Origin of the sequence: Acinetobacter brisouioides (assembly GCF_004331075.1) — a bacterium.
Classification (GTDB): Bacteria; Pseudomonadota; Gammaproteobacteria; order Pseudomonadales; family Moraxellaceae; genus Acinetobacter.
Window position 1 is genome coordinate 54,018 of the sequence record NZ_SJNX01000002.1, and the last position, 18,582, is coordinate 72,599.

Below are 18,582 nucleotides of genomic sequence, written 5' to 3' on the forward strand. Positions count from 1 at the left end.
TTTCCCAAAAAATAGCCCAAACGCTTAAATATCAAACAAAAAATGCGTTTACGGCTATTTTTAATACAATTTTATTGTTTCTAAACAAAGGCTTGCTTGTTTTGCACTCTCAAACCTATGCTTAAAATCACGTGTTAGCAGCCCCTCTAAACACGGTTGTAAAACAGACCAAGACTCGGGCAAATTAAATTCAGCAGACTGACAATGAAAAACTGCCCAATCCAGATAACTTTTTGAACTCAAACGGGTTTGTGTCAGCCATTCATAGAGTACAATACCCAAAGCATACAAGTCGGTCTGAATGGTTTTGGCTTGTGCATGAAACAGTTCAGGTGCCATATACCGTGGCGTTGCATTTAATACAGAGTTAGACCCGTGGATGGGTCGGGTTTGTTCAAAGTCAATTAAAAATATCTGCTGGGCAGCATAACGAAAATGAGCAGCTTTAATATCCCCATGTACGTACCCTAGCATATGCAACTCATCAAGCTGCTCAAGTGCCATACGAATACGTTTTATAACGTCTATATGTGTAAGTTGACCTAATGTAGAAAATGCCTCTGGCACATGGGGCAATAATAACCCCTGCGCAGTTTGTGGCAGTTCAGGCAGATTTAACTCGGCAGCATATTGATAAGGCAAAAGAAAACTGGGTTGCAGGTTTTGCCACTGACGATAACACTCAACTTCACTGGCAAAGCCCTGTTGAAACTGTGTATGCCCATGTGGCAATTGTAGCTTTAACCAGTAATGCTGCCCTGCTTGTTCAAGCAGGTAAATATGACGCCCAAATGTCTGACTTTGCCTAGGTATTTTATCACAAACTGAGTACAAGCTTTCAAAGTCAAACATTTATGCAGGTATAATGACTTTTGTCTGTTGCTCAGCACGCATAATTGCATGTAAGGCGTGTTCAATCGTTTTACCAATACGCGCATGCATTTCAATGGTAGAGATCTTCGGCCATGTTGCTTTCTCCCCTTCTTTTTGCAACTGGGCAAATAAATGCGGTTTTGGATTTTGCAACATATACCAATAATGCTTGAAATTATAATGGGCAAAAATATTTACATCGCCATAATAACGCTGGTCAATAATGCCATAGCCATAATCCAGCAAACGACGTACCTGTGGCACTGCCCCAATCCGTTCACGGGTAAAGTCCATCATGCCTTTTGCTAGAACCTTGCCCTGACGGCGTAAAATTCGTTCTGGCCAGCTCAGCAAGTCCTTACGATAACGAGATTCATCACTCTGCATAAATGGCACAATATGCGGATTTACCTGACAGGCAATAGTGTAATTAACATTATATAAGCGCACCATTTTCTCTTGTGGAAAATCACTACGCATACTGCCATCGACCCAAAAGGTATTTGACATAAATGGCGTATGTTCACCATCGTAGCGTTTAGCCGTCAAATGCACAGGTGGAAATAAAATTGGCACAGCACAGGACGCCAACACCGCGCTCCAGACTAGTAAGTCAGGTGAGGTAAATCGATTCAAAATGCGCGGGCTTTGTGAAGAGTCATATGGCGCAATCGCAATGTTAATATTTAAACCCGAACGCTGATAGGCTTCATCAAACGTTAAATCACCTAGATTTTCCATCAGGAATTTTTTCAGATAGCGTACATCGGCAAAGCCACCTTTATCTTTAAACAAGGATGACATAGAACGAAAATGAAAAGCATCACTAAAGAAATGCTCACCTGTTAATACTTGATCAATCTGTTCAGGCAATGATGTGCCCAGCATGGCTGCCATAATTGCCCCAGCACTTGAACCAGAAAGAACACGTGGCAACAAATCCTGTTCGCGAAGCACTTTACATACGCCTGTGTGAAACAAGCCCAAAGATGCTCCACCTGAAAACATTAATGCAGGCTGACCATAGGCAGTTTCGCAATTTTTAAAAAACTCGATTTTTTCAGCATGACTGAGTATTTCAGTTGGTGCTGAAGCAACATGTTCTAATGACTGACTGACTTCATCGACATAGTCTTCAATAATTTTTTTGGTGCCGATATAACACTCAACAAACAGCATTGGATGACAAATATTGGCAATATCATAAGTTAAACCTTCTCTTAAAATATAAATCAGGTCTTTAATACGGTTTTGCTGACGGTATTTGCGGAGTAACACCAAACGATGAGAAATTACTTCTGCATCAAAATAAGGCGATGCATTTTCAAATTTCCACTCCTGACTACCAGAAGCTTCATCAAGCTGTAGGGCGATCTCTTTCCATTCGATGTAACTTTCAGCAGAACTCAGCTGCTTCTGTAATTTTTTAATACGATCGGCTTTGTGTGAGTTATAGGAATTACTGGTAAGTAGATTTGTCATCATATTTCCCAATTGTTTGACCTTCACGATTTCCGCCCATTTTTCTCAACTTAACTTAACTGGCGTAGCAAGATCAATTGCAAATTCGATTAATTTGTGGAGTGCGTGAAATATACTATTTTTTGTCTTATGCTTAAACCTACAAAAAACCAGCAAACTAGACCTAAATTATGGCACATATCGATTTACCCCAAGAATTTCTCGAACGTATCGGCTACGTATTACAACAGTTACAACAAGCCCTCCCTGAAGTAAAAACTGAAGTCGATTTTTCTGCACCAGCCTACAAATGGCAAAAGCAGCAGCTTAAACCGATTGCTCAACCTAAAAAAATGTATCTGGAAGACTTAAAAGGCATTGAACGTCAAAAACAAAAAGTTGTACAAAACACTTTGCAGTTTCTCAAAGGCTTACCTGCCAATGATGTGTTACTCACAGGCGCACGCGGTACAGGGAAATCATCGATTGTGCGTGCCTTACTGACTGAGTATGCAGATCAGGGCTTACGTCTGATTGAAATTGAACGTGATGACCTGTCAGATTTACCTGAAATTGAAAAACTCATCAAAGGCCGCCCTGAAAAATTTATTGTGTATTGTGATGACCTCGCCTTTAATGCTGAAGATGAAAACTACCGTAGCTTAAAAAGTGTGCTTGATGGTTCATTACAATCGGGCAATAACAATTTTATTATATATGCGACCAGTAACCGTCGTCATTTACTGCCTGAATTCATGCATGAGAATACGCCCGTCACAAAAGTTGATGTGCCTCAGTACACCGAATTACATCCGCAAGAAGCGATTGAGGAAAAGATTTCACTCTCTGACCGTTTTGGCTTATGGCTGTCATTTTACCCAATGGATCAGGCGCTGTATCTGGAAGTGGTTGAGCATTATCTGAAAAAAGCCAATATTGAATTTACAGAAGAAGCGCGTGCTGAAGCCCTGCGCTGGTCACAAGGTCGTGGGCAGCGTTCTGGTCGTGCTGCGTATCAGTTTTCTAAACACTGGATTGGTTCAAATCTACTCAACCAATGATTTAATCTGTTATATGATTGGCTTGGTTATACCGAGCCAATTTTTAAGAATATGGATGTTCTGTTATGCAGATTGATGATGAAATCACCTTAAAGAAAATCCAGATTTTTCTTGCCTTTATGCGTTATGGCAATTTATCCAAAACTGCCGATGAAATGCAAGTCAGTAATGTCAGTATTCATAAGGCCCTACATTCTTTAGAAAGCGCACTGCGCTGTCCGTTATTTAAAAATGAAGGACGCAATCTGATTCCCCTGAAAAGTGCATATGTGTTTGAAGAGCATGCTCAAAAAATTGTGGCTGACTTAGTCTTGAGCGTAGAAAAAACCCGCGAAGCCGCAGGTTTTGCTGCCAAAGTATTGCGCTTGGGCTCACTGTACTCTCTCACGGTCAAAACCATTCCCTCACTGATCAGTGGTTTAAAACTACGGCGCAGTGAACTGGATATCCAGCTTTTACTGAGTTCCAATCAGGATTTAGTGACCAAGCTGAAACAGACTGAAATTGATGCGATTATTGTGGCGTTAAATGAAACGACAGCCAGCAATGATTTTGAAATTTTGCCGATGTTTCAGGATGATATTTTTCTGGCAGTCCCTACAGATTCTAAATATGCGCAGCTCAGTGAAATTGATCTCAGCTTACTCAAAGCAGAAACTTTTATTACTTTAAATAAGGGCTTTGCAACACATAGTGACAGTGAAGTGGTGTTTCAAAAAGCAGGTTTTGAACCGACAGTAGCTTTGCAGGTCAGTGATATTTTTACTTTAATTAGTATGGTCAGCTCAGGAGTCGGTTTTGCTTTGCTACCAGGGCGAATTTCGGCAGTCTATGAAAGTTCGGTCAAGTTAATTCCGCTACAAGCAAATTTTCGTATTCAGCAACATATTGGTTTGGTGTTCTTAAAAAGCAAAGAACGCGATCCAAATTTGCTCGCGTTAATTGCAGAATGTCGCATGTTTGCCAACAAATTTCAAAGTCATTCAACATCTGGGCAATAGTGTTATTGCCCAAAATGATGACCTCATGATTTAGCTGCCGACCAGCATTTTCACGATTAGAAATAATATCGATGGTCCCATCAAGCAACCCAAACCTGTGTGGAATGTTGCGGTCAATGCACCATACGGAACAAGACGACGATCTGTTGCTGCCAATCCCGCAGAAACTCCGCTCACTGTCCCTGCCAATCCACCAAAAATCATGGCTGAACGCGGGTTATCCAAGCCCATGAATTTGGCTGTCATCGGGGTTGTCACCATCACACAAATCGCTTTAACCAAACCTGTCGCAATCGACAATGCCATGACATCTGAAGATGCACCAATTGCAGCGCCTGTCACAGGCCCTACAATATAAGTCACTGCGCCTGCACCAATCGTGGTGATGCTGACTGCATCGCGATAACCAAAAATCCATGCAAAGCTGCAACCAACGATAAATGGCAAAACCGTGCCCAATAACAGCGAAAATGCACCAATAAACCCGGCTTTTTTCGCTTCGGTTGCTTGGACTTCAAATGCAGTTGCGACAATGCTAAAGTCACGCAACATTGCGCCGCCCATTAAGCCAACACCAGAAAACAGTGCAATATCAGTCAGCCCTTTTTCTCCGCCTGTCATGGTTCCACCGACCCATGCCAAGATTAAGCCAATCACAATTGCAATTGCAGAGCCATGTACACGACCTTTGGTCAAATATTTCGAGATTTTGGTAGACAGCCACATTACGAGGGCAACCAGTGCAAATGCTGTAATCAGCCCCAAATGTGTCAAATCTTTGAATAATAAATCAGCCATGTGCTTTACCTCCGATGCTAGTCAATGTCGCCTCTTGTTCATTTTCCTTTGGAAGAGGTTCGCCTTTTTTATAACGGCTCAGTGCCGCAATGGTGAAAGTACAGATCACAACTGATCCGACTGCGGCAAATAATGCCAAATGACCACTCGACAATGCAGATACCACATTTTGCTGTGCCGCCATTGCAACCACCACAGGAATATACATTGTTCCCCAAAAGGTCACGCCTTTTTCTGTTTCAGGAATCATTAAGCCACGTTTATGCATCCATAAACGAATGAAAATCAAAAGAATCATGGCAATACCAACACCACCAACATTTGATTTAACACCTAATAAAATACCCAAGAGGTCACCGAATACTGTACCGACCAGTGTGCAAAGTGCGAGTATTCCAACTCCATAAATAATCATTGTATTTTCCTCATATCCTTGGAAATTAATGTGTTTCGCGATCCAGATTTGTTATACACAATCCTTCTGCTGCTGCATTGCAATCATAATGTTGTCCATGCGCGTTCCTTGAAACGCCATGACCAACCCTTCTTTAAATATACGTCGGGCAAGCCCTGTCAATACCGTGCCAGGCAACAATTCCAGTTGTAACCGAACACCACGCTCCCACGCCGCTTGCAGGGTACTTTCCCATTCCACGACACATGCCATATTGCGAGCCAAATCTTGACGAATCTGTACGGCACTCAGCATCAAACGCGCGGTACTACTACTCAAATAACGAATTTTTGCTGTTTTGAACTCAACCTCTTGCATCGCTTGCGCCAGCGTGTGCGCTTGCTGTTCCAATAATTCACAGTGTGATGGCACACTGACCTGTAAGCGCTTTGCCATGACGCCTTGTTGTTGTGCCAGTGTGGCAACTTGCTGCATGGCGCTATCTGCCCCCGAAATTACAATCTGATTTGCCGCATTAATATTGGCAACATACACTTGACCTAGCTGCTGTTGTACTTCAGCAACCCAATGTTCTACCTGTGTCCGACTTGTTCCAATAATCGCAGTCATGCCATAACCTGTCGGATAAGCATTTTGCATCAGCTCACCACGCAGTGCCACCAGCCTGAGCGCATCTTCAAAACTCAACACCTCAGCAACTACAGCGGCTGCCCATGCACCAATCGACAGTCCCGCCACATAATCAGGTTTAAGCTGCTTCTGTAACAATTGCTGTGAACTCGCCACACCTGCAATCAATAAACACAGCTGTACTGCACGAGTTGATTGCAATGCTTCTGGTGTATCCAAAGTTAAAACATCCTGTCCCAATACAGCAGAGGCGCGTGCTAAATAATGTTGCACCACATCATCTTGCGGTAAGTCATGCAACATATTGGGCTTCTGTACGCCCTGTCCCGGATACACCCACAATGAACTCATGCGCCAACCTCCTGCATTGCCCACGGGTTATCGACCAACACCGCACCTTCTGCACGTTTCAAGAGCATCTGATGTCGGGCATTTGCCCAGTCTGCCAATGCCACACCACCGTATGGGGTTTGCAATTGCACATCGACTCGTACAGGTGACTGTCGCAAAGCCGCCAACAATACTTTTGCATCTGCTTTGGCTAACTCATTTGGCATACGAATCAGCACATCCAAATCACTGTTGGCATGCGTCACCTGTATGCCTGTTGCCAACTCAAAACCTGTACTACCCGTAATACCCCACGTCCAGCCTGTGGCCTGTAACACTTGATCAATCAGCTGGATTTTTTCCGCAATGATTGGAAATTGTTCAGCATTGACTTCAATCAACTGTTCAGGTTTCACAATACGTTGAATTGCAGCTTTCGGCATCATACACGCCAAGCGTTGCCAACGTTGTACACCACGAATACCCACTGCCACCTGATCAGGATCGGTCACAGCACGACGCACCACGACAGGTTGACCTGCTGCAATTGCCTGCCATGCCCAATCAGGAACTTGCTCAGGAAGCGCGCTGAGCGGCATTCCCCAAAGCAAATCGTGGGCTTGTGGTGCGCTGATCATACAGATTGCTCGCGTGACCATTGTTCACGCAGTAAAGCACGAACTTTTTGCGATGCCTGACGGTTTTCACCGTGAAAACGTGACGACAAACTTCGGTCTTGGCTTTGCAAAATATCCTGTAACGCGGCTGATACATGCTGCTGAATCAATAGCACATCTTCAGCTTGCGGATGCACAATATCCTGTACCTGTAAAATCTCGGCCAGCAATCCTAAGCTGTGGTAACTCTGAATGTCATACGCCATTGGTGCGACTTTTGCAGCTAACTGCTCCAGTTCTTCAACACTACGCAAAGTCACACGTGCAGCAGATTCCTTACCCATCGCATGTACCATAACGCCTGCATCATCCAGTGCGATTAAGCGATTGGCTTGGTAACCATGTGCCAGAAATGCACCCGACATTGCTTTACCCACCAACAGGCTGATCACTGGATGCCCTGCCAAACGTGCCGTAATATAACGATCTGCCGCCGCGGCCAATGCCTGATGAATACCCAAGACTTCTTCACGGCGACCATAAGCCTGACTTGGCACATCGACCACACATAAAATTGCACGTTTCTGTGACTGGCTGGCATCTGCCTGAATCGCTTGATCAACTGCTCTAGCAAGCGACCAGCCTTCAAGTAAACCCACTTCGCCTTGCTGCGCACGTGGAAACTGATTGTTGGCATCTACCACAACAGCAATCACCCGCACGGGATAACCGTTTAACTCACCATCAGCAACGCGTAATGATGCAGGAAAATCGGCGACGTTTTGAAAACTTGATTCTGCGGTCAAAGCATTGAACCAATTTAAGCCTCTAGCGGTGACACGCGTTGCATTAACATCCATATTCATGCCGATTCTCCTTGATATAACTGCTGTACCGCACTTGGACTGATCTGTTCACGGGTATCTACCTGTGCCATTTTTTCCAAGAACCAGGCATAACGTGAGCTGCGTGGCTGAGCTGGGCACCCTGCACTCAAGAACTGCTGCACTTGCTGGTGAATCTGCTCGATATCATCTTCAACAAAAGCATCGACCAAACCCGATGCAAAGCGTTGTGCGCCGCCTGTAATGCTCCAGATAAATGGGCGATCTTTGGCATCGTATTCTTGTACACCTGCTTCCTGCTCAATCACTTGCGGGCCATTCAACCCCAAACGCCCTTCTTGAGTCAAAATCAGATAACTACACAATCCAGCGGCAATCGACATACCACCGAAACAGCCCACACTCCCCGCAACAATTCCAATCACAGGCTGATACTGACGTAATTCCACAATCGCCGCATGAATCTCGGCAATCGCTGCCAAGCCCAAATTGGCTTCCTGTAACCGCACACCACCCGTTTCTAGCAATAACACTGCGGCGGTTGGAATGCCTTTAAGGTTATCTTCAATCGCCAGCTCTAAAGCTCCTGCAATTTTTGCACCGCCAACTTCACCAAGGCTTCCGCCCTGAAATGCACCTTCAATGGCAATCACCACGACAGGCTGCTTTTGTATAGTTCCTTTAATGACCACTACGCCATCATCGGCTTGCGGCACAATATTTTGCTTAGGCAACCACGGCGACGTGATCCGATCAAATGGATCAACCAGTTCACGGTAACGTAAATCAAGCAGGCTTTGTGCACGCTGACGTGCCGAGAGTTCAATAAAACTGCTGCGCTGTAATAAGTCTTGAATATCAGTCATGTTGTGCTTCCTCCAAAGCTTGCTCTAAACGTAAGCGCACCACGCCCGGGGTTGCACCAAAGTCATTAATTTCAATGTTGACTGCTGGTAATTCCTGCATAGCAAACACGCGTTCAAACAAATTTTTCCAGCGCACTTGGCTGCCATCGACTGATGTAGTCACCTGAATGCTTAAAGTGTCACCCTCTTTAGGTTCAACCAAAATTTCCAAATCGCCTGAACCGACACAACCGACCAGCGCACGTTGTTTAGCAACACGCTGGGCAGCAAATTTAAAATTCAATATTTCCATGTTCTTTATCCTTATGAGTTATTCGCCTTGAAAACGCTCTACCCGATCGACAAATAAAGTCGCTGCCAATAAATCCGCCGCACCGCCAGGTGAAGCATTCAGACGCAATAAATCAATTTCCAGCAAATACAGTTCACGACGTGCTGCCAGACTGGCATAACCACCGAGTGCCAAAACTTGTCCTGCACCTTGCTGCATGCGCTTTAAGCCATTTAATCCCGCCCGATACAGCACACAGGTATCATCCAGATGCTGCATAATCGCCAGCAAGGCATCTAAACGGGCAAATTCCTCACGCATCGAACGCTGTCGGGTGTGGCGAAGCTGTGGCAAGGCGTGCTGACAAATCGCAGGAAAACCTTGTTGTGCTTGCTGTTTTGCCCCTTGCTTGCCATGTTTGTGCAATACCATTTGCCCATGACTTAAGGTAGCTTTCGCTGTTACAGCTCGGTCTTCAAGTTGTGCGATTTGCCCTGCACAAAGACACACTTCCTCCGCAGATGTTCCCTGTGGCAACAACGTCGCAGCTGTCACCAGTAAACCGAGTGCCCAAATCGCCCCGCGATGGGTATTCACGCCGCCCGTCACCGCCAACATGGCTTGCTCACCTTCACGCCCAAGCTGTCCGATTTGTTCGCGTAATGCCCGTGAAACTTCGCCATGTTGTGTTGCTGCCAAACTCATGGCAGCAAACATATGTCTTAAACTTTCAGCCGACTGTTCCATCAAGTTCAGGGTCAAATCCTGATGTGCGCCTGAACTACGTGCATCGACCAGTGCAGGTTTGGGTGACAAACGCACTTCATCGAGTAGAGCTTGTACCGCAAAATCTGCGAAGGTATCGGCCAGATAGTGCTGCGGTTTGAGTTGAAAAAATGCATTCATTTACCAACTCCGAAATTTTGCAGGCGGTTCGTACAGACCATCTGACCATGTCACCAAGTCTGCAATATTTTTAGCCGCAAGCAGCTCACGGGTTGCATCGGTACGGCGAATGCCTAAATCTTCGGGAAATGCCACCAAACCTGCTTGGCGTAGACGTTCAGTATTTTTCGGGTCATGACGCAAACCAATATCGGTCACACCAGCCACTGCCGCGATCATTTCTTCACGTTGTTGCTGACTGTCGGCTTTATATAAATACGCAATGCCTTCTTCGGTAAGCAGATGAGTCACGTCATCGCCATAAATCATGATTGGCGCCAGTGGCATACCTGATTTTTTCGCAACATCGACTGCATCAAGTTGATCGACAAAAGTTGGCTTTCCACCTTCTTGGAAGGTTTCCACCATCTGTACCACCAGTTTTTTACCACGTGCCAGATAAGTGTCGGTATCATTCAACCCTTGAGGACGCATATCCAGCCATGCAGGCGTGCTATGTCGGCGACCACGTGGGTCATGTCCCATATTTGGCGCACCGCCAAAACCTGCCAAACGTCCTTTGGTGACGGTTGAAGAATGGCCTTGACCGTCAACCTGTAAAGTTGCGCCAATAAACAGATCCACCGCATATTGCCCTGCCAACTGACACATCATGCGGTTGGAACGCAGCGAACCATCACGCCCTGTAAAAAATACATCGGGGCGTGCCGCTACATATTTTTCCATGCCCAGTTCAGTTCCAAAGCAATGCACGCTTTCCACCCAACCCGATTCAATCGCAGGAATCAAAGTCGGATGCGGATTTAATGTCCAGTTACGGCAAATCTTGCCTTTTAAGCCAAGTGATTCGCCATAGGTTGGCAAGATCAATTCAATCGCTGCGGTATTAAAACCAATACCGTGATTGAGCGATTGCACCTGATGCTTTTCATAGATGCCGCGAATCGCCATCATTGCCATGAGGACATGTACAGGTTTGATGTGTTTCGGGTCACGAGTAAACAGCGGCTCAATATAAAATGGACGATCTGCTACCACCACAAAGTCCACCCAAGAGGCAGGAATATCGACACGTGGCAAATCGGTTACGTCATCAACTAATTTGTTGACCTGTACAATCACAATGCCATCGCTAAATGCTGCAGGTTCAATCAAGGCTGGCGAATCTTCGGTACTTGCACCTGTATAAATATTGCCGTGACGGTCTGCCATAAAGCCTGCGGACAACACGACATTCGGAATCAAGTCGACCAGTAAGCGCGAATACAGTTCGATGTAGGTATGAATCGCACCAATTTCCAGTAAGCCATCTTCAAGCAACTGGCTAATGCGTAGGCTTTGCGTGCCTGCAAAAGAAAAATCAAGTTTACGCGCAATGCCTTTTTCAAATAAATCCAGATGCTCTGGACGCCCAACACTTGGCATGATCATGTGCAGATCATGCAATACATCGGGGCTGGTCTGTGCCAATGCACGTGAAAGAAAATCGGCTTGTTTTTGGTTATTACCCTCAAGGATGACTTTATCGCCTGGGGTAATTAAGGTTTCGAGCGCCTGAACAATATTTTGGGTGGGAATCACTACACCGTCGGCAAACTTGCGTGCCAAGTCCAATTTAATCTGCTTGGCATAACGGCGTTTATTCCAAATTCGATCTTTATGCTGTACCGAGCCTTCCATGCGATGTCCTGTTCTGCAGTTCATGTTTTCATCTATAAAACCCTGTTCAGGGTTTTTGATCAATAAACTCGAAATGCAGAACATTAACCTGAAGTTAATAAACTCGGATTAAATCGCGGAAGAAGCACTCCGCTGTAACCGATTGACCGCATCATCCACACTTTGTGCCGCGTAGGTGGATTGGGGCAATAACGGACTGTTTACATACAATAAAGTTTCCGCCACGGAGCGGCGTACCCTCGCCAGTTGTAAATCAATCTGCTTGTCTTGTAACTGGGTGGCTAACTGTAGGAGTTCTTCGACACTGGTACTGTCAAGACTTGGGCATTCTTCCAGATTCAAAATTACATGTTGATAATTTTGCTCAGAAAGTTTGTGAATAATCGCATTAGAAATTTTTTCAGCATTGGCAAAAAACATGGGGTGATCAGGCCGTGCAATTAAAATACCATCAAGCGCCACGGCTTCAGGAAAGCGGTCAATATCGACAAAATCATGCCCGCCATCCATACGCCCAAGCCATGCAATTCGAGGAACCGAATAGCTTTTAAGCATCATCAAAATACTGACAATAATCGCAATGACTAAGCCGTTGAGCACCCCAAAAACAATCACTGCCCAAATCGCAACAATCGACAACAACCGATCTTTACGCCAAATAAAATACTGCTTAAACGGCGCAAAACGAATATGCCCACTCACCGCATACATCACAATGCTTGCCAGAATTGGCTCAGGAATATTGGCAATATACTGACGAAAACACAGCAGAAAAATCACCACTGCCAGTGCCGCCACCCATGCCGATTTTTTACTTTTTGCCCCTGCGGCTTCGTTGGCTGAAGTCGCCGAATAGCCTGCACCAACAGCCATGCCTTTTAGTAATCCTGAGCAGATATTCCCCATACCCAATGCAATCAGGTCACGGTTGGGTTCGCTTGGATCATTGTATTTCAGGGCAAAGGTACGAATCGAGGTATAAGATTCAGCATAAATAATCAGGGCAACCGCCAGCGAAATTTCCACCAGTTGTAGCCAGCTATTCATATTCAAATGAAGTAAGCTGGCACTCGGCAAAACAAACTCAAAATGTCCAACTGAACGAATTCCCCATTCTTGGGTATACCCCATCACATTTAGGCCAATGCCTAAAATAATCAGCAACAAAGCAACTGGAATGGTTTTATAGCGTTGGGTCAACTGTAAAGTTAAAAAGGCACTGAGTCCCATACTCAAAGCATGCCAGTTCCAGCTCGAATAGGCTTGCAGCATTTCCCACAATTGACGAAAAAAATCGCTATGTGCAGGATGCACCTGTAACACTGCGGGTAGCTGTTTGACCACAATGCTCAGTGCCAAGCCAAAGGAAAAGCCCTTCAGTACAGGTTTAGCAATAAAATGCGTGACCTCTCCGAGCTTAAACAGCCCCGCAATCACCAGCAAAATTCCCGACAAAAATACCAGTGCATACGCCAGACTTGCCCGCTCTGGCGAGGAAAACACCACAATGGTTGCCAAACCTGAACTCATGACTGCGGCAGAAGATGACGTCGAAGATACAATCGCAAAACGGCTATGCCCGATCAGACCATAAAGCACCAAACCGAGCACCAGCGCCACCAAACCACTTTGCGGTGATAGTCCTGCAATATTGGAATATGCCACTGCTTCAGGTAATAACAAGCCTGCGATGGACAAACCCGCAATCAGATCAAAAATCGGGACTTTTTTAGCCGTAGTCATAGACTCGCCAAATCTTGTGCAGTGAGTGAAACAATCTGGCAAGGAATCAAGGCATCTTCATCATGCAGATAGACTGCACATAAACGATGATAACCATCGGCAATAATCAAATGCCGCTGTCCCAAATCACGTACCAATAGCAAGGGAGAAAGTGCTTTTTCTTGTTCAATCTTGCTTAAATCCTTTGCCACGTGAAAATTGTGTTCATCCAGCAAAGGCAGTTGTGCTGCCCGAAAAATGTCTTTGGCTTTAAACTGGCTCACGTCTTCCGCTTGTAAACGGCTGACCAATTTTTCAACTTGTGAAGGGTGCAACAATAAACATAAATAAGAACTTGCCGCAGGATAATCATGCGCTTCGGGTTTATCGAGCCAGGCAATTGAATGTTTAGGTTTTTTATTATTGCTATCCATGATTTAAGACTCCTTATTATTGCTATAAATCATCTGACAGCATAACAAATCCGTTAGGTAAAAGTCTGCAAAAAAAAGCGAGCACATGGCTCGCTTTTTTGATCAGTATCAGGCTGGGTTAAAACTGGACTTGACCTGGTACCCAGTTGGTTCCTGCCAATGGCACACGTGCCATCGCTGCCGCTTCAACTGTCAGCGCCACCAAATCCTCTGGATCAAGGTTATGCAAGTGTGATTTACCACAAGCACGTGCCATAGTTTGAGCTTCAAGCACTAAAACGCGCAAGTAATTTGCCAAATGACGCCCCCCTTCAATCGGGTCAAGATTTTTTGACAATTCAGGGTTTTGAGTCGTGATTCCCGCAGGGTCTTGACCATTTTGCCAGTCATCGTAATAACCTGAGGCAGAACCGATTTTTTTCAATTCATCGTTTAGGCGCGGGTGATTATCGCCCAGTGCAATCAATGCTGCTGTGCCAATTGCGACAGCATCTGCACCGAGTGCCATGGCTTTTGCAACGTCCGCACCTGTACGAATCCCGCCTGAAACGATCAATTGAACCTTGCGGTGCATGCCCATTTCCTGAAGTGCCTGAATCGCTTGAGGAATGGCAGGTAAAATTGGAATCCCGACATGTTCAATAAACACTTCCTGAGTTGCCGCAGTACCGCCTTGCATCCCATCAAGCACAATCACATCTGCACCTGCTTTTACCGCAAGTTTAACGTCGTAGTATGGGCGGCTTGCCCCGATTTTCACATAAATCGGTTTTTCCCAGTCGGTGATTTCACGGATTTCAGCAATTTTAATCGCGAGGTCATCTGGGCCTGTCCAGTCTGGGTGACGACAGGCACTGCGTTGATCCACACCCACTGGTAATGTACGCATGCCTGCTACACGTTCAGTGACTTTCATGCCCAGTAACATACCGCCGCCGCCTGGTTTTGCGCCTTGACCGAGTACAATTTCAATCGCATCGGCTTTACGCAAGTCATCTGGGTTCATGCCATAGCGTGAAGGTAGGTATTGATATACCAAAGTTTGTGAGTGTCCACGTTCTTCAGGCGTCATACCACCGTCACCTGTTGTGGTTGATGTACCCACCATGGTTGCGCCACGCCCTAATGCTTCTTTGGCGTTGGCAGACAATGCACCAAAACTCATTCCCGCAATGGTCACAGGCACTTTCAGGTGAATCGGTTTTTTGGCAAACCGTGTACCAAGGACCACATCCGTTCCACATTTTTCACGGTAACCTTCGAGCGGATAACGCGACATGCTCGCACCGAGCAATAACAAATCATCGAAGTGTGGCAATTTGCGTTTTGTTCCACCACCACGGATACCATAAATCCCTGTAGAGGCAGCACGTTGAATTTCCTGAATCGTTAAACGGTCAAACGTCGCAGATTCACGTAATACTGGTTCAAATTGAGTAGTAGATTGAGTCATGATTAAAATCTCCGAGCCACGTTGGGTTTAGTAAGCAGATGCGTTGTCGACTTTAAAGTTGTACAGTTGGCGCGCCGAGCCATAGCGTTTAAATGTAGTTGGATCTTCATCAAATCCAGCCTGCTCTAACAGCTCTGCCAACTCGGCAATGTGTTCTGGACGCATTTCTTTTTCAATACAGTCTGAACCCAAAGATTTCACTGTGCCTTTGACATAAATACGCACTTCATAAAGTGAGTCGCCCAATGCATCACCTGCATCGCCACACACCACCAAACGTCCCGCTTGTCCCATAAAGCAGCTCATGTGTCCGATGCTGCCACCCACCACAATATCCACACCTTTCATTGAGATACCACAGCGTGCACCTGCATCACCATCGATCACTAATAAACCACCGTGTGCGGTTGCCCCTGCTGCTTGTGATGCATTGCCTTTGATGCGGACTGAACCCGACATCATGTTTTCAGCCACGCCAACACCAACATTTCCGTTCACGATCACATCGGCTTCTTGGTTCATGCCTGCACAGTAATAACCTGCGTGCCCGTCAATGGTGACTTGTACAGGAGCTTTCATACCCACTGCGATATTGTGCTGACCTGCTGGGTTCTGCACAGTCCATGCAGGAATCGCAGCAACTAATTCAGGGGTATGTAATGCCTGATTCAGTTCGCGAATGCTGTCCACGCTCAGGTCAAAAGTGTCTTTTAATTCGATTTTGTCTGCCAATACTGTGCTATTCATCGTGTTTGTTCCTCTAATTGTTTTAGTCTTTATGCTGCTTCGCCAGTATTGGCGGTTGAGCGTTCCCAGACATATAAAGTCGCTGGTTCTGGTTCCCAGACTCTGGCTTTGTCGATGTTTGGTAATGAAGCCAATGCCTGATATTCAGATGCCATTGCCACATAATCATCGGTTTCTGCCAAAACCGCAGGTTTGCAGGCAATCGGATCACGAATCACCGCAAAACCGTCACGTGTACCAATCGCAAAGGTAAAGAAACCGTCCAAGTCATCCAGTGCATGATTCAATGCTTGTGCTAGGTTGTCACCTTCTTGTAAGCGCCAAGTCAGGTAGCCCGCAGCCACTTCAGTGTCGTTATCGGTTTCAAAATGAATGCCTTGACGTTTCAGTTCCTGACGTAAACGCGCATGGTTGGACAATGAACCGTTGTGTACCAAACACAAATCCGCACCTGTTGAGAATGGGTGACTGCCTTCCATGGTCACCGCACTTTCGGTTGCCATACGGGTATGCCCGATAATGTGACTACCTTTCATATTCGCTAAGCCAAAGCGTTCAGAAATTTCGACAGGCAAGCCCATGCCTTTTAAAATTTCGATGCTTTGTCCGACACTCATGATTTTCAGTTCAGGCGCAAGTTCAGTGATTGCTGCACGAACAGTTGTTTCATCTGCTTCGACTTTAAGCACGGCCGCAGTTGCATTTTGGAACCATTCAAACCCTGTACCGAGTTTCGCTTCTAGTTTTTCTGCGAATGCTTGCCAGTTAAAGTTTTCGTCAGTAGTTTGCAAGGTCAGTTTGACCCAACCGTCTTGCACTTCATCGCCATAGATCGCAAAGCCTGCGCTGTCTGGGCCACGTCCAGTCATCGCTTCAAGCATCGGTTCAAACAGTTTTCCCAATTGAGATTCGAGGGCTGGATTTTTTAAGTAAAGTCCGACAATGCCACACATAATGCTTACTCCAATAGATTCAATTTTGTTGATTTATCTTTAATTTAGAAAAATTCGGTATAACGCTGGATTTCCCAATCAGACACATGTCGACTGTATTCCACCCATTCCATACTTTTTTGATTGATAAATTCATCCACGATTTCTGCACCCATTTTTTCTCTAAACAATAGATCGGCTTTGAGTGCTTCAACGGCTTCTTTAAGTGACTGTGGCAAAGTTTCGATACCACGTGCGGCAATCTCTTCCAGTCCGAGGCTGTACAGGTTTTCATTGCATGCCGCAGGTGGAGTCAGTTCGCGTTCAATGCCATCTAAGCCCGCAGCAATAATCGCGGCTGACACCAAATACGGATTGCAACCTGCATCCGGAAGGCGCAGCTCTATACGACCATAAGGAATACGCACCATGGCTGAACGGTTGTTGGAACCATAAGCAATAAACGCAGGTGCCCATGTCGAACCAGACAATGAACGACCCACCACAAGGCGTTTATAGGAGTTCACGGTTGGCGCACAGAAAGCACACAGTGCTGGGCCGTGTTCAAGCAACCCTGCGATAAAGTGATATGCCATTTTTGACAAGCCCATACCGCTTGGGTCACTTGGGTCATGGAACAGGTTGCTGGATTCTTCACTGCCAATCGACAAGTGAAAGTGCATGCCGTTACCCGCACGTTTTGGATCAGGTTTTGGCATAAACGAACAGATCATGCCCAAATCGTTGGCAATTTCACCTGCCGCCATACGGAAGAAAGTAAACATGTCTGCCGAATTCATGGCATCGCTGTAGGTATAGTTAATTTCAAACTGACCGTTAGCATCTTCATGGTCAATCTGGTAAATGTCGAAACCGACAGGAATCAAGGCTTCAGTTAAGCGCTCTAAAAATTCGCGTGAACGCGATAAGCCTTTATAGTCATAGCAAGGTTTGTCGAGGTTGTCGGAATCATCCACCATTTTCAGTGAACCGTTTTCCCCACGGCGAAACAGGCTAAACTCTGGCTCCAAACCTGTATTCAATGTCCAGCCTTTGGCACTTAAACGCTCGACTTGTTTACGGAGCACATAGCGTGAATCATAAGGGTGTGGCTGACCGTTGACATGACCTTCACAGACCACACGACCATAACCAGGTTGCCAAGGCACTGGCGTTAAGCTCGACAAATCGCCTTTGACCATGAAATCTGGACCATGAGGCTGCATCCCCATACCTGATATGGCAAAACCTGCGAAACCAACGCCATCTTTTTCAATTGCCTTTAGACCAGAAATGGGTACAGATTTGGTTTTTGCAGCACCATGAATATCGACAAACTGTGCCAATACATATTTTAATTGGTACTGATCAATCACCTGTTGAACCTCTGGACGATACATCGGTTTTTTGGTGAGTTGATGTTGATCAAACATCTCCGTTACGGCTTGCTGCAACATGATTGACATACTCCCATATGACAAAAACTAAATGTGGTGCAGAAAATGCATCTTTCTGTGCTTACATGGTTTTAAAAATTCCA

Annotated in this window: 19 protein-coding genes; 2 read left to right on the forward strand and 17 right to left on the reverse strand. The window is 45.6% G+C overall.

Annotated elements, in window-relative coordinates:
- Positions 1 to 60 precede the first annotated feature (60 nt).
- Both E0H77_RS03125 and E0H77_RS03130 read right to left on the reverse strand, forming a co-directional pair.
- Positions 61 to 852, reverse strand: a complete 792-nt coding sequence (locus E0H77_RS03125; RefSeq protein WP_131374920.1) for a protein kinase domain-containing protein — start codon at positions 850 to 852, stop codon at positions 61 to 63.
- The gene (locus tag E0H77_RS03130) at positions 853 to 2,355 is read right to left on the reverse strand and encodes a DUF3336 domain-containing protein (RefSeq protein WP_131374922.1); all 1,503 of its coding nucleotides are present in this window, start codon (positions 2,353 to 2,355) and stop codon (positions 853 to 855) included.
- 170 nt (positions 2,356 to 2,525) lie between these two features.
- On the opposite strand from E0H77_RS03130, the gene E0H77_RS03135 reads away from it, so the two are divergent.
- Both E0H77_RS03135 and E0H77_RS03140 read left to right on the forward strand, forming a co-directional pair.
- A complete protein-coding gene (locus E0H77_RS03135) occupies positions 2,526 to 3,395 on the forward strand; it encodes an ATP-binding protein (RefSeq protein ID WP_131374924.1) in 870 nt (289 codons plus the stop codon).
- Between the two features lie 65 nt (positions 3,396 to 3,460).
- The gene (locus E0H77_RS03140; protein WP_131374926.1) at positions 3,461 to 4,396 is read left to right on the forward strand and encodes a LysR family transcriptional regulator; all 936 of its coding nucleotides are present in this window, start codon (positions 3,461 to 3,463) and stop codon (positions 4,394 to 4,396) included.
- A gap of 30 nt (positions 4,397 to 4,426) precedes the next feature.
- On the opposite strand, the gene madM is transcribed toward E0H77_RS03140, so the two are convergent.
- The 15 genes from madM to glnT all read right to left on the reverse strand — a co-directional run bounded on the left by madM (position 4,427) and on the right by glnT (position 18,499).
- On the reverse strand, positions 4,427 to 5,194 hold the full coding sequence (madM, locus tag E0H77_RS03145) for a malonate transporter subunit MadM (RefSeq protein ID WP_131374928.1): 768 nt from the start codon (positions 5,192 to 5,194) through the stop codon (positions 4,427 to 4,429).
- Complete coding sequence (gene madL, locus E0H77_RS03150) at positions 5,187 to 5,609, reverse strand: malonate transporter subunit MadL (RefSeq protein ID WP_131374930.1); 423 nt, start codon at positions 5,607 to 5,609, stop codon at positions 5,187 to 5,189. The genes madM and madL overlap by 8 nt, the downstream gene beginning before the upstream one ends.
- 51 nt (positions 5,610 to 5,660) lie before the next feature.
- The gene (gene mdcH, locus E0H77_RS03155; RefSeq protein WP_131374932.1) at positions 5,661 to 6,590 is read right to left on the reverse strand and encodes a malonate decarboxylase subunit epsilon; all 930 of its coding nucleotides are present in this window, start codon (positions 6,588 to 6,590) and stop codon (positions 5,661 to 5,663) included.
- Positions 6,587 to 7,207 (reverse strand): malonate decarboxylase holo-ACP synthase, encoded by a 621-nt coding sequence (locus tag E0H77_RS03160; protein ID WP_131374934.1) that lies wholly within the window; start codon positions 7,205 to 7,207, stop codon positions 6,587 to 6,589. The genes mdcH and E0H77_RS03160 overlap by 4 nt, the downstream gene beginning before the upstream one ends.
- Positions 7,204 to 8,052: a biotin-independent malonate decarboxylase subunit gamma gene (gene mdcE, locus E0H77_RS03165; protein ID WP_131374936.1), complete on the reverse strand. Its 849-nt coding sequence runs from the start codon at positions 8,050 to 8,052 to the stop codon at positions 7,204 to 7,206. The genes E0H77_RS03160 and mdcE overlap by 4 nt, the downstream gene beginning before the upstream one ends.
- Positions 8,049 to 8,897 carry a biotin-independent malonate decarboxylase subunit beta gene (locus E0H77_RS03170; protein WP_131374938.1) on the reverse strand — a complete coding sequence of 283 codons (849 nt, stop codon included), beginning with the start codon at positions 8,895 to 8,897 and terminating at the stop codon, positions 8,049 to 8,051. The genes mdcE and E0H77_RS03170 overlap by 4 nt, the downstream gene beginning before the upstream one ends.
- Positions 8,890 to 9,189 (reverse strand): malonate decarboxylase subunit delta, encoded by a 300-nt coding sequence (locus E0H77_RS03175; protein ID WP_131374940.1) that lies wholly within the window; start codon positions 9,187 to 9,189, stop codon positions 8,890 to 8,892. The genes E0H77_RS03170 and E0H77_RS03175 overlap by 8 nt, the downstream gene beginning before the upstream one ends.
- A gap of 18 nt (positions 9,190 to 9,207) precedes the next feature.
- Entirely contained in the window at positions 9,208 to 10,074 is an 867-nt protein-coding gene (locus tag E0H77_RS03180) for a triphosphoribosyl-dephospho-CoA synthase (RefSeq protein ID WP_131374942.1), read from the reverse strand.
- On the reverse strand, positions 10,075 to 11,754 hold the full coding sequence (gene mdcA, locus E0H77_RS03185) for a malonate decarboxylase subunit alpha (protein ID WP_004900708.1): 1,680 nt from the start codon (positions 11,752 to 11,754) through the stop codon (positions 10,075 to 10,077). It lies immediately after the preceding gene.
- Positions 11,755 to 11,862: 108 nt separating this feature from the next.
- Complete coding sequence (locus E0H77_RS03190) at positions 11,863 to 13,497, reverse strand: SulP family inorganic anion transporter (protein WP_131374944.1); 1,635 nt, start codon at positions 13,495 to 13,497, stop codon at positions 11,863 to 11,865.
- Positions 13,494 to 13,910 carry a hypothetical protein gene (locus tag E0H77_RS03195; RefSeq protein WP_131374946.1) on the reverse strand — a complete coding sequence of 139 codons (417 nt, stop codon included), beginning with the start codon at positions 13,908 to 13,910 and terminating at the stop codon, positions 13,494 to 13,496. The genes E0H77_RS03190 and E0H77_RS03195 overlap by 4 nt, the downstream gene beginning before the upstream one ends.
- A 118-nt stretch (positions 13,911 to 14,028) precedes the next feature.
- Positions 14,029 to 15,363: an FMN-binding glutamate synthase family protein gene (locus E0H77_RS03200; RefSeq protein ID WP_131374948.1), complete on the reverse strand. Its 1,335-nt coding sequence runs from the start codon at positions 15,361 to 15,363 to the stop codon at positions 14,029 to 14,031.
- Between the two features lie 27 nt (positions 15,364 to 15,390).
- Positions 15,391 to 16,110 carry a GltB/FmdC/FwdC-like GXGXG domain-containing protein gene (locus E0H77_RS03205; protein WP_045792936.1) on the reverse strand — a complete coding sequence of 240 codons (720 nt, stop codon included), beginning with the start codon at positions 16,108 to 16,110 and terminating at the stop codon, positions 15,391 to 15,393.
- 29 nt (positions 16,111 to 16,139) lie between these two features.
- Complete coding sequence (locus E0H77_RS03210) at positions 16,140 to 17,063, reverse strand: class II glutamine amidotransferase (RefSeq protein WP_131374950.1); 924 nt, start codon at positions 17,061 to 17,063, stop codon at positions 16,140 to 16,142.
- 44 nt (positions 17,064 to 17,107) lie between these two features.
- Positions 17,108 to 18,499: a type III glutamate--ammonia ligase gene (gene glnT, locus E0H77_RS03215; RefSeq protein WP_228258285.1), complete on the reverse strand. Its 1,392-nt coding sequence runs from the start codon at positions 18,497 to 18,499 to the stop codon at positions 17,108 to 17,110.
- Between the last annotated feature and the right edge of the window lie 83 nt (positions 18,500 to 18,582).

What these genes read in the sequence shown, in the direction of transcription:
- E0H77_RS03125 (WP_131374920.1), bottom strand. Translation starts at nt 852, where the DNA reads ATGTTTGACTTTGAAAGCTTGTACTCAGTTTGTGATAAAATACCTAGG.
- E0H77_RS03130 (WP_131374922.1), bottom strand. Translation starts at nt 2,355, where the DNA reads ATGACAAATCTACTTACCAGTAATTCCTATAACTCACACAAAGCCGAT.
- E0H77_RS03135 (WP_131374924.1), top strand. Translation starts at nt 2,526, where the DNA reads ATGGCACATATCGATTTACCCCAAGAATTTCTCGAACGTATCGGCTAC.
- E0H77_RS03140 (WP_131374926.1), top strand. Translation starts at nt 3,461, where the DNA reads ATGCAGATTGATGATGAAATCACCTTAAAGAAAATCCAGATTTTTCTT.
- madM (WP_131374928.1), bottom strand. Translation starts at nt 5,194, where the DNA reads ATGGCTGATTTATTATTCAAAGATTTGACACATTTGGGGCTGATTACA.
- madL (WP_131374930.1), bottom strand. Translation starts at nt 5,609, where the DNA reads ATGATTATTTATGGAGTTGGAATACTCGCACTTTGCACACTGGTCGGT.
- mdcH (WP_131374932.1), bottom strand. Translation starts at nt 6,590, where the DNA reads ATGAGTTCATTGTGGGTGTATCCGGGACAGGGCGTACAGAAGCCCAAT.
- E0H77_RS03160 (WP_131374934.1), bottom strand. Translation starts at nt 7,207, where the DNA reads ATGATCAGCGCACCACAAGCCCACGATTTGCTTTGGGGAATGCCGCTC.
- mdcE (WP_131374936.1), bottom strand. Translation starts at nt 8,052, where the DNA reads ATGAATATGGATGTTAATGCAACGCGTGTCACCGCTAGAGGCTTAAAT.
- E0H77_RS03170 (WP_131374938.1), bottom strand. Translation starts at nt 8,897, where the DNA reads ATGACTGATATTCAAGACTTATTACAGCGCAGCAGTTTTATTGAACTC.
- E0H77_RS03175 (WP_131374940.1), bottom strand. Translation starts at nt 9,189, where the DNA reads ATGGAAATATTGAATTTTAAATTTGCTGCCCAGCGTGTTGCTAAACAA.
- E0H77_RS03180 (WP_131374942.1), bottom strand. Translation starts at nt 10,074, where the DNA reads ATGAATGCATTTTTTCAACTCAAACCGCAGCACTATCTGGCCGATACC.
- mdcA (WP_004900708.1), bottom strand. Translation starts at nt 11,754, where the DNA reads ATGGAAGGCTCGGTACAGCATAAAGATCGAATTTGGAATAAACGCCGT.
- E0H77_RS03190 (WP_131374944.1), bottom strand. Translation starts at nt 13,497, where the DNA reads ATGACTACGGCTAAAAAAGTCCCGATTTTTGATCTGATTGCGGGTTTG.
- E0H77_RS03195 (WP_131374946.1), bottom strand. Translation starts at nt 13,910, where the DNA reads ATGGATAGCAATAATAAAAAACCTAAACATTCAATTGCCTGGCTCGAT.
- E0H77_RS03200 (WP_131374948.1), bottom strand. Translation starts at nt 15,363, where the DNA reads ATGACTCAATCTACTACTCAATTTGAACCAGTATTACGTGAATCTGCG.
- E0H77_RS03205 (WP_045792936.1), bottom strand. Translation starts at nt 16,110, where the DNA reads ATGAATAGCACAGTATTGGCAGACAAAATCGAATTAAAAGACACTTTT.
- E0H77_RS03210 (WP_131374950.1), bottom strand. Translation starts at nt 17,063, where the DNA reads ATGTGTGGCATTGTCGGACTTTACTTAAAAAATCCAGCCCTCGAATCT.
- glnT (WP_228258285.1), bottom strand. Translation starts at nt 18,499, where the DNA reads ATGTTGCAGCAAGCCGTAACGGAGATGTTTGATCAACATCAACTCACC.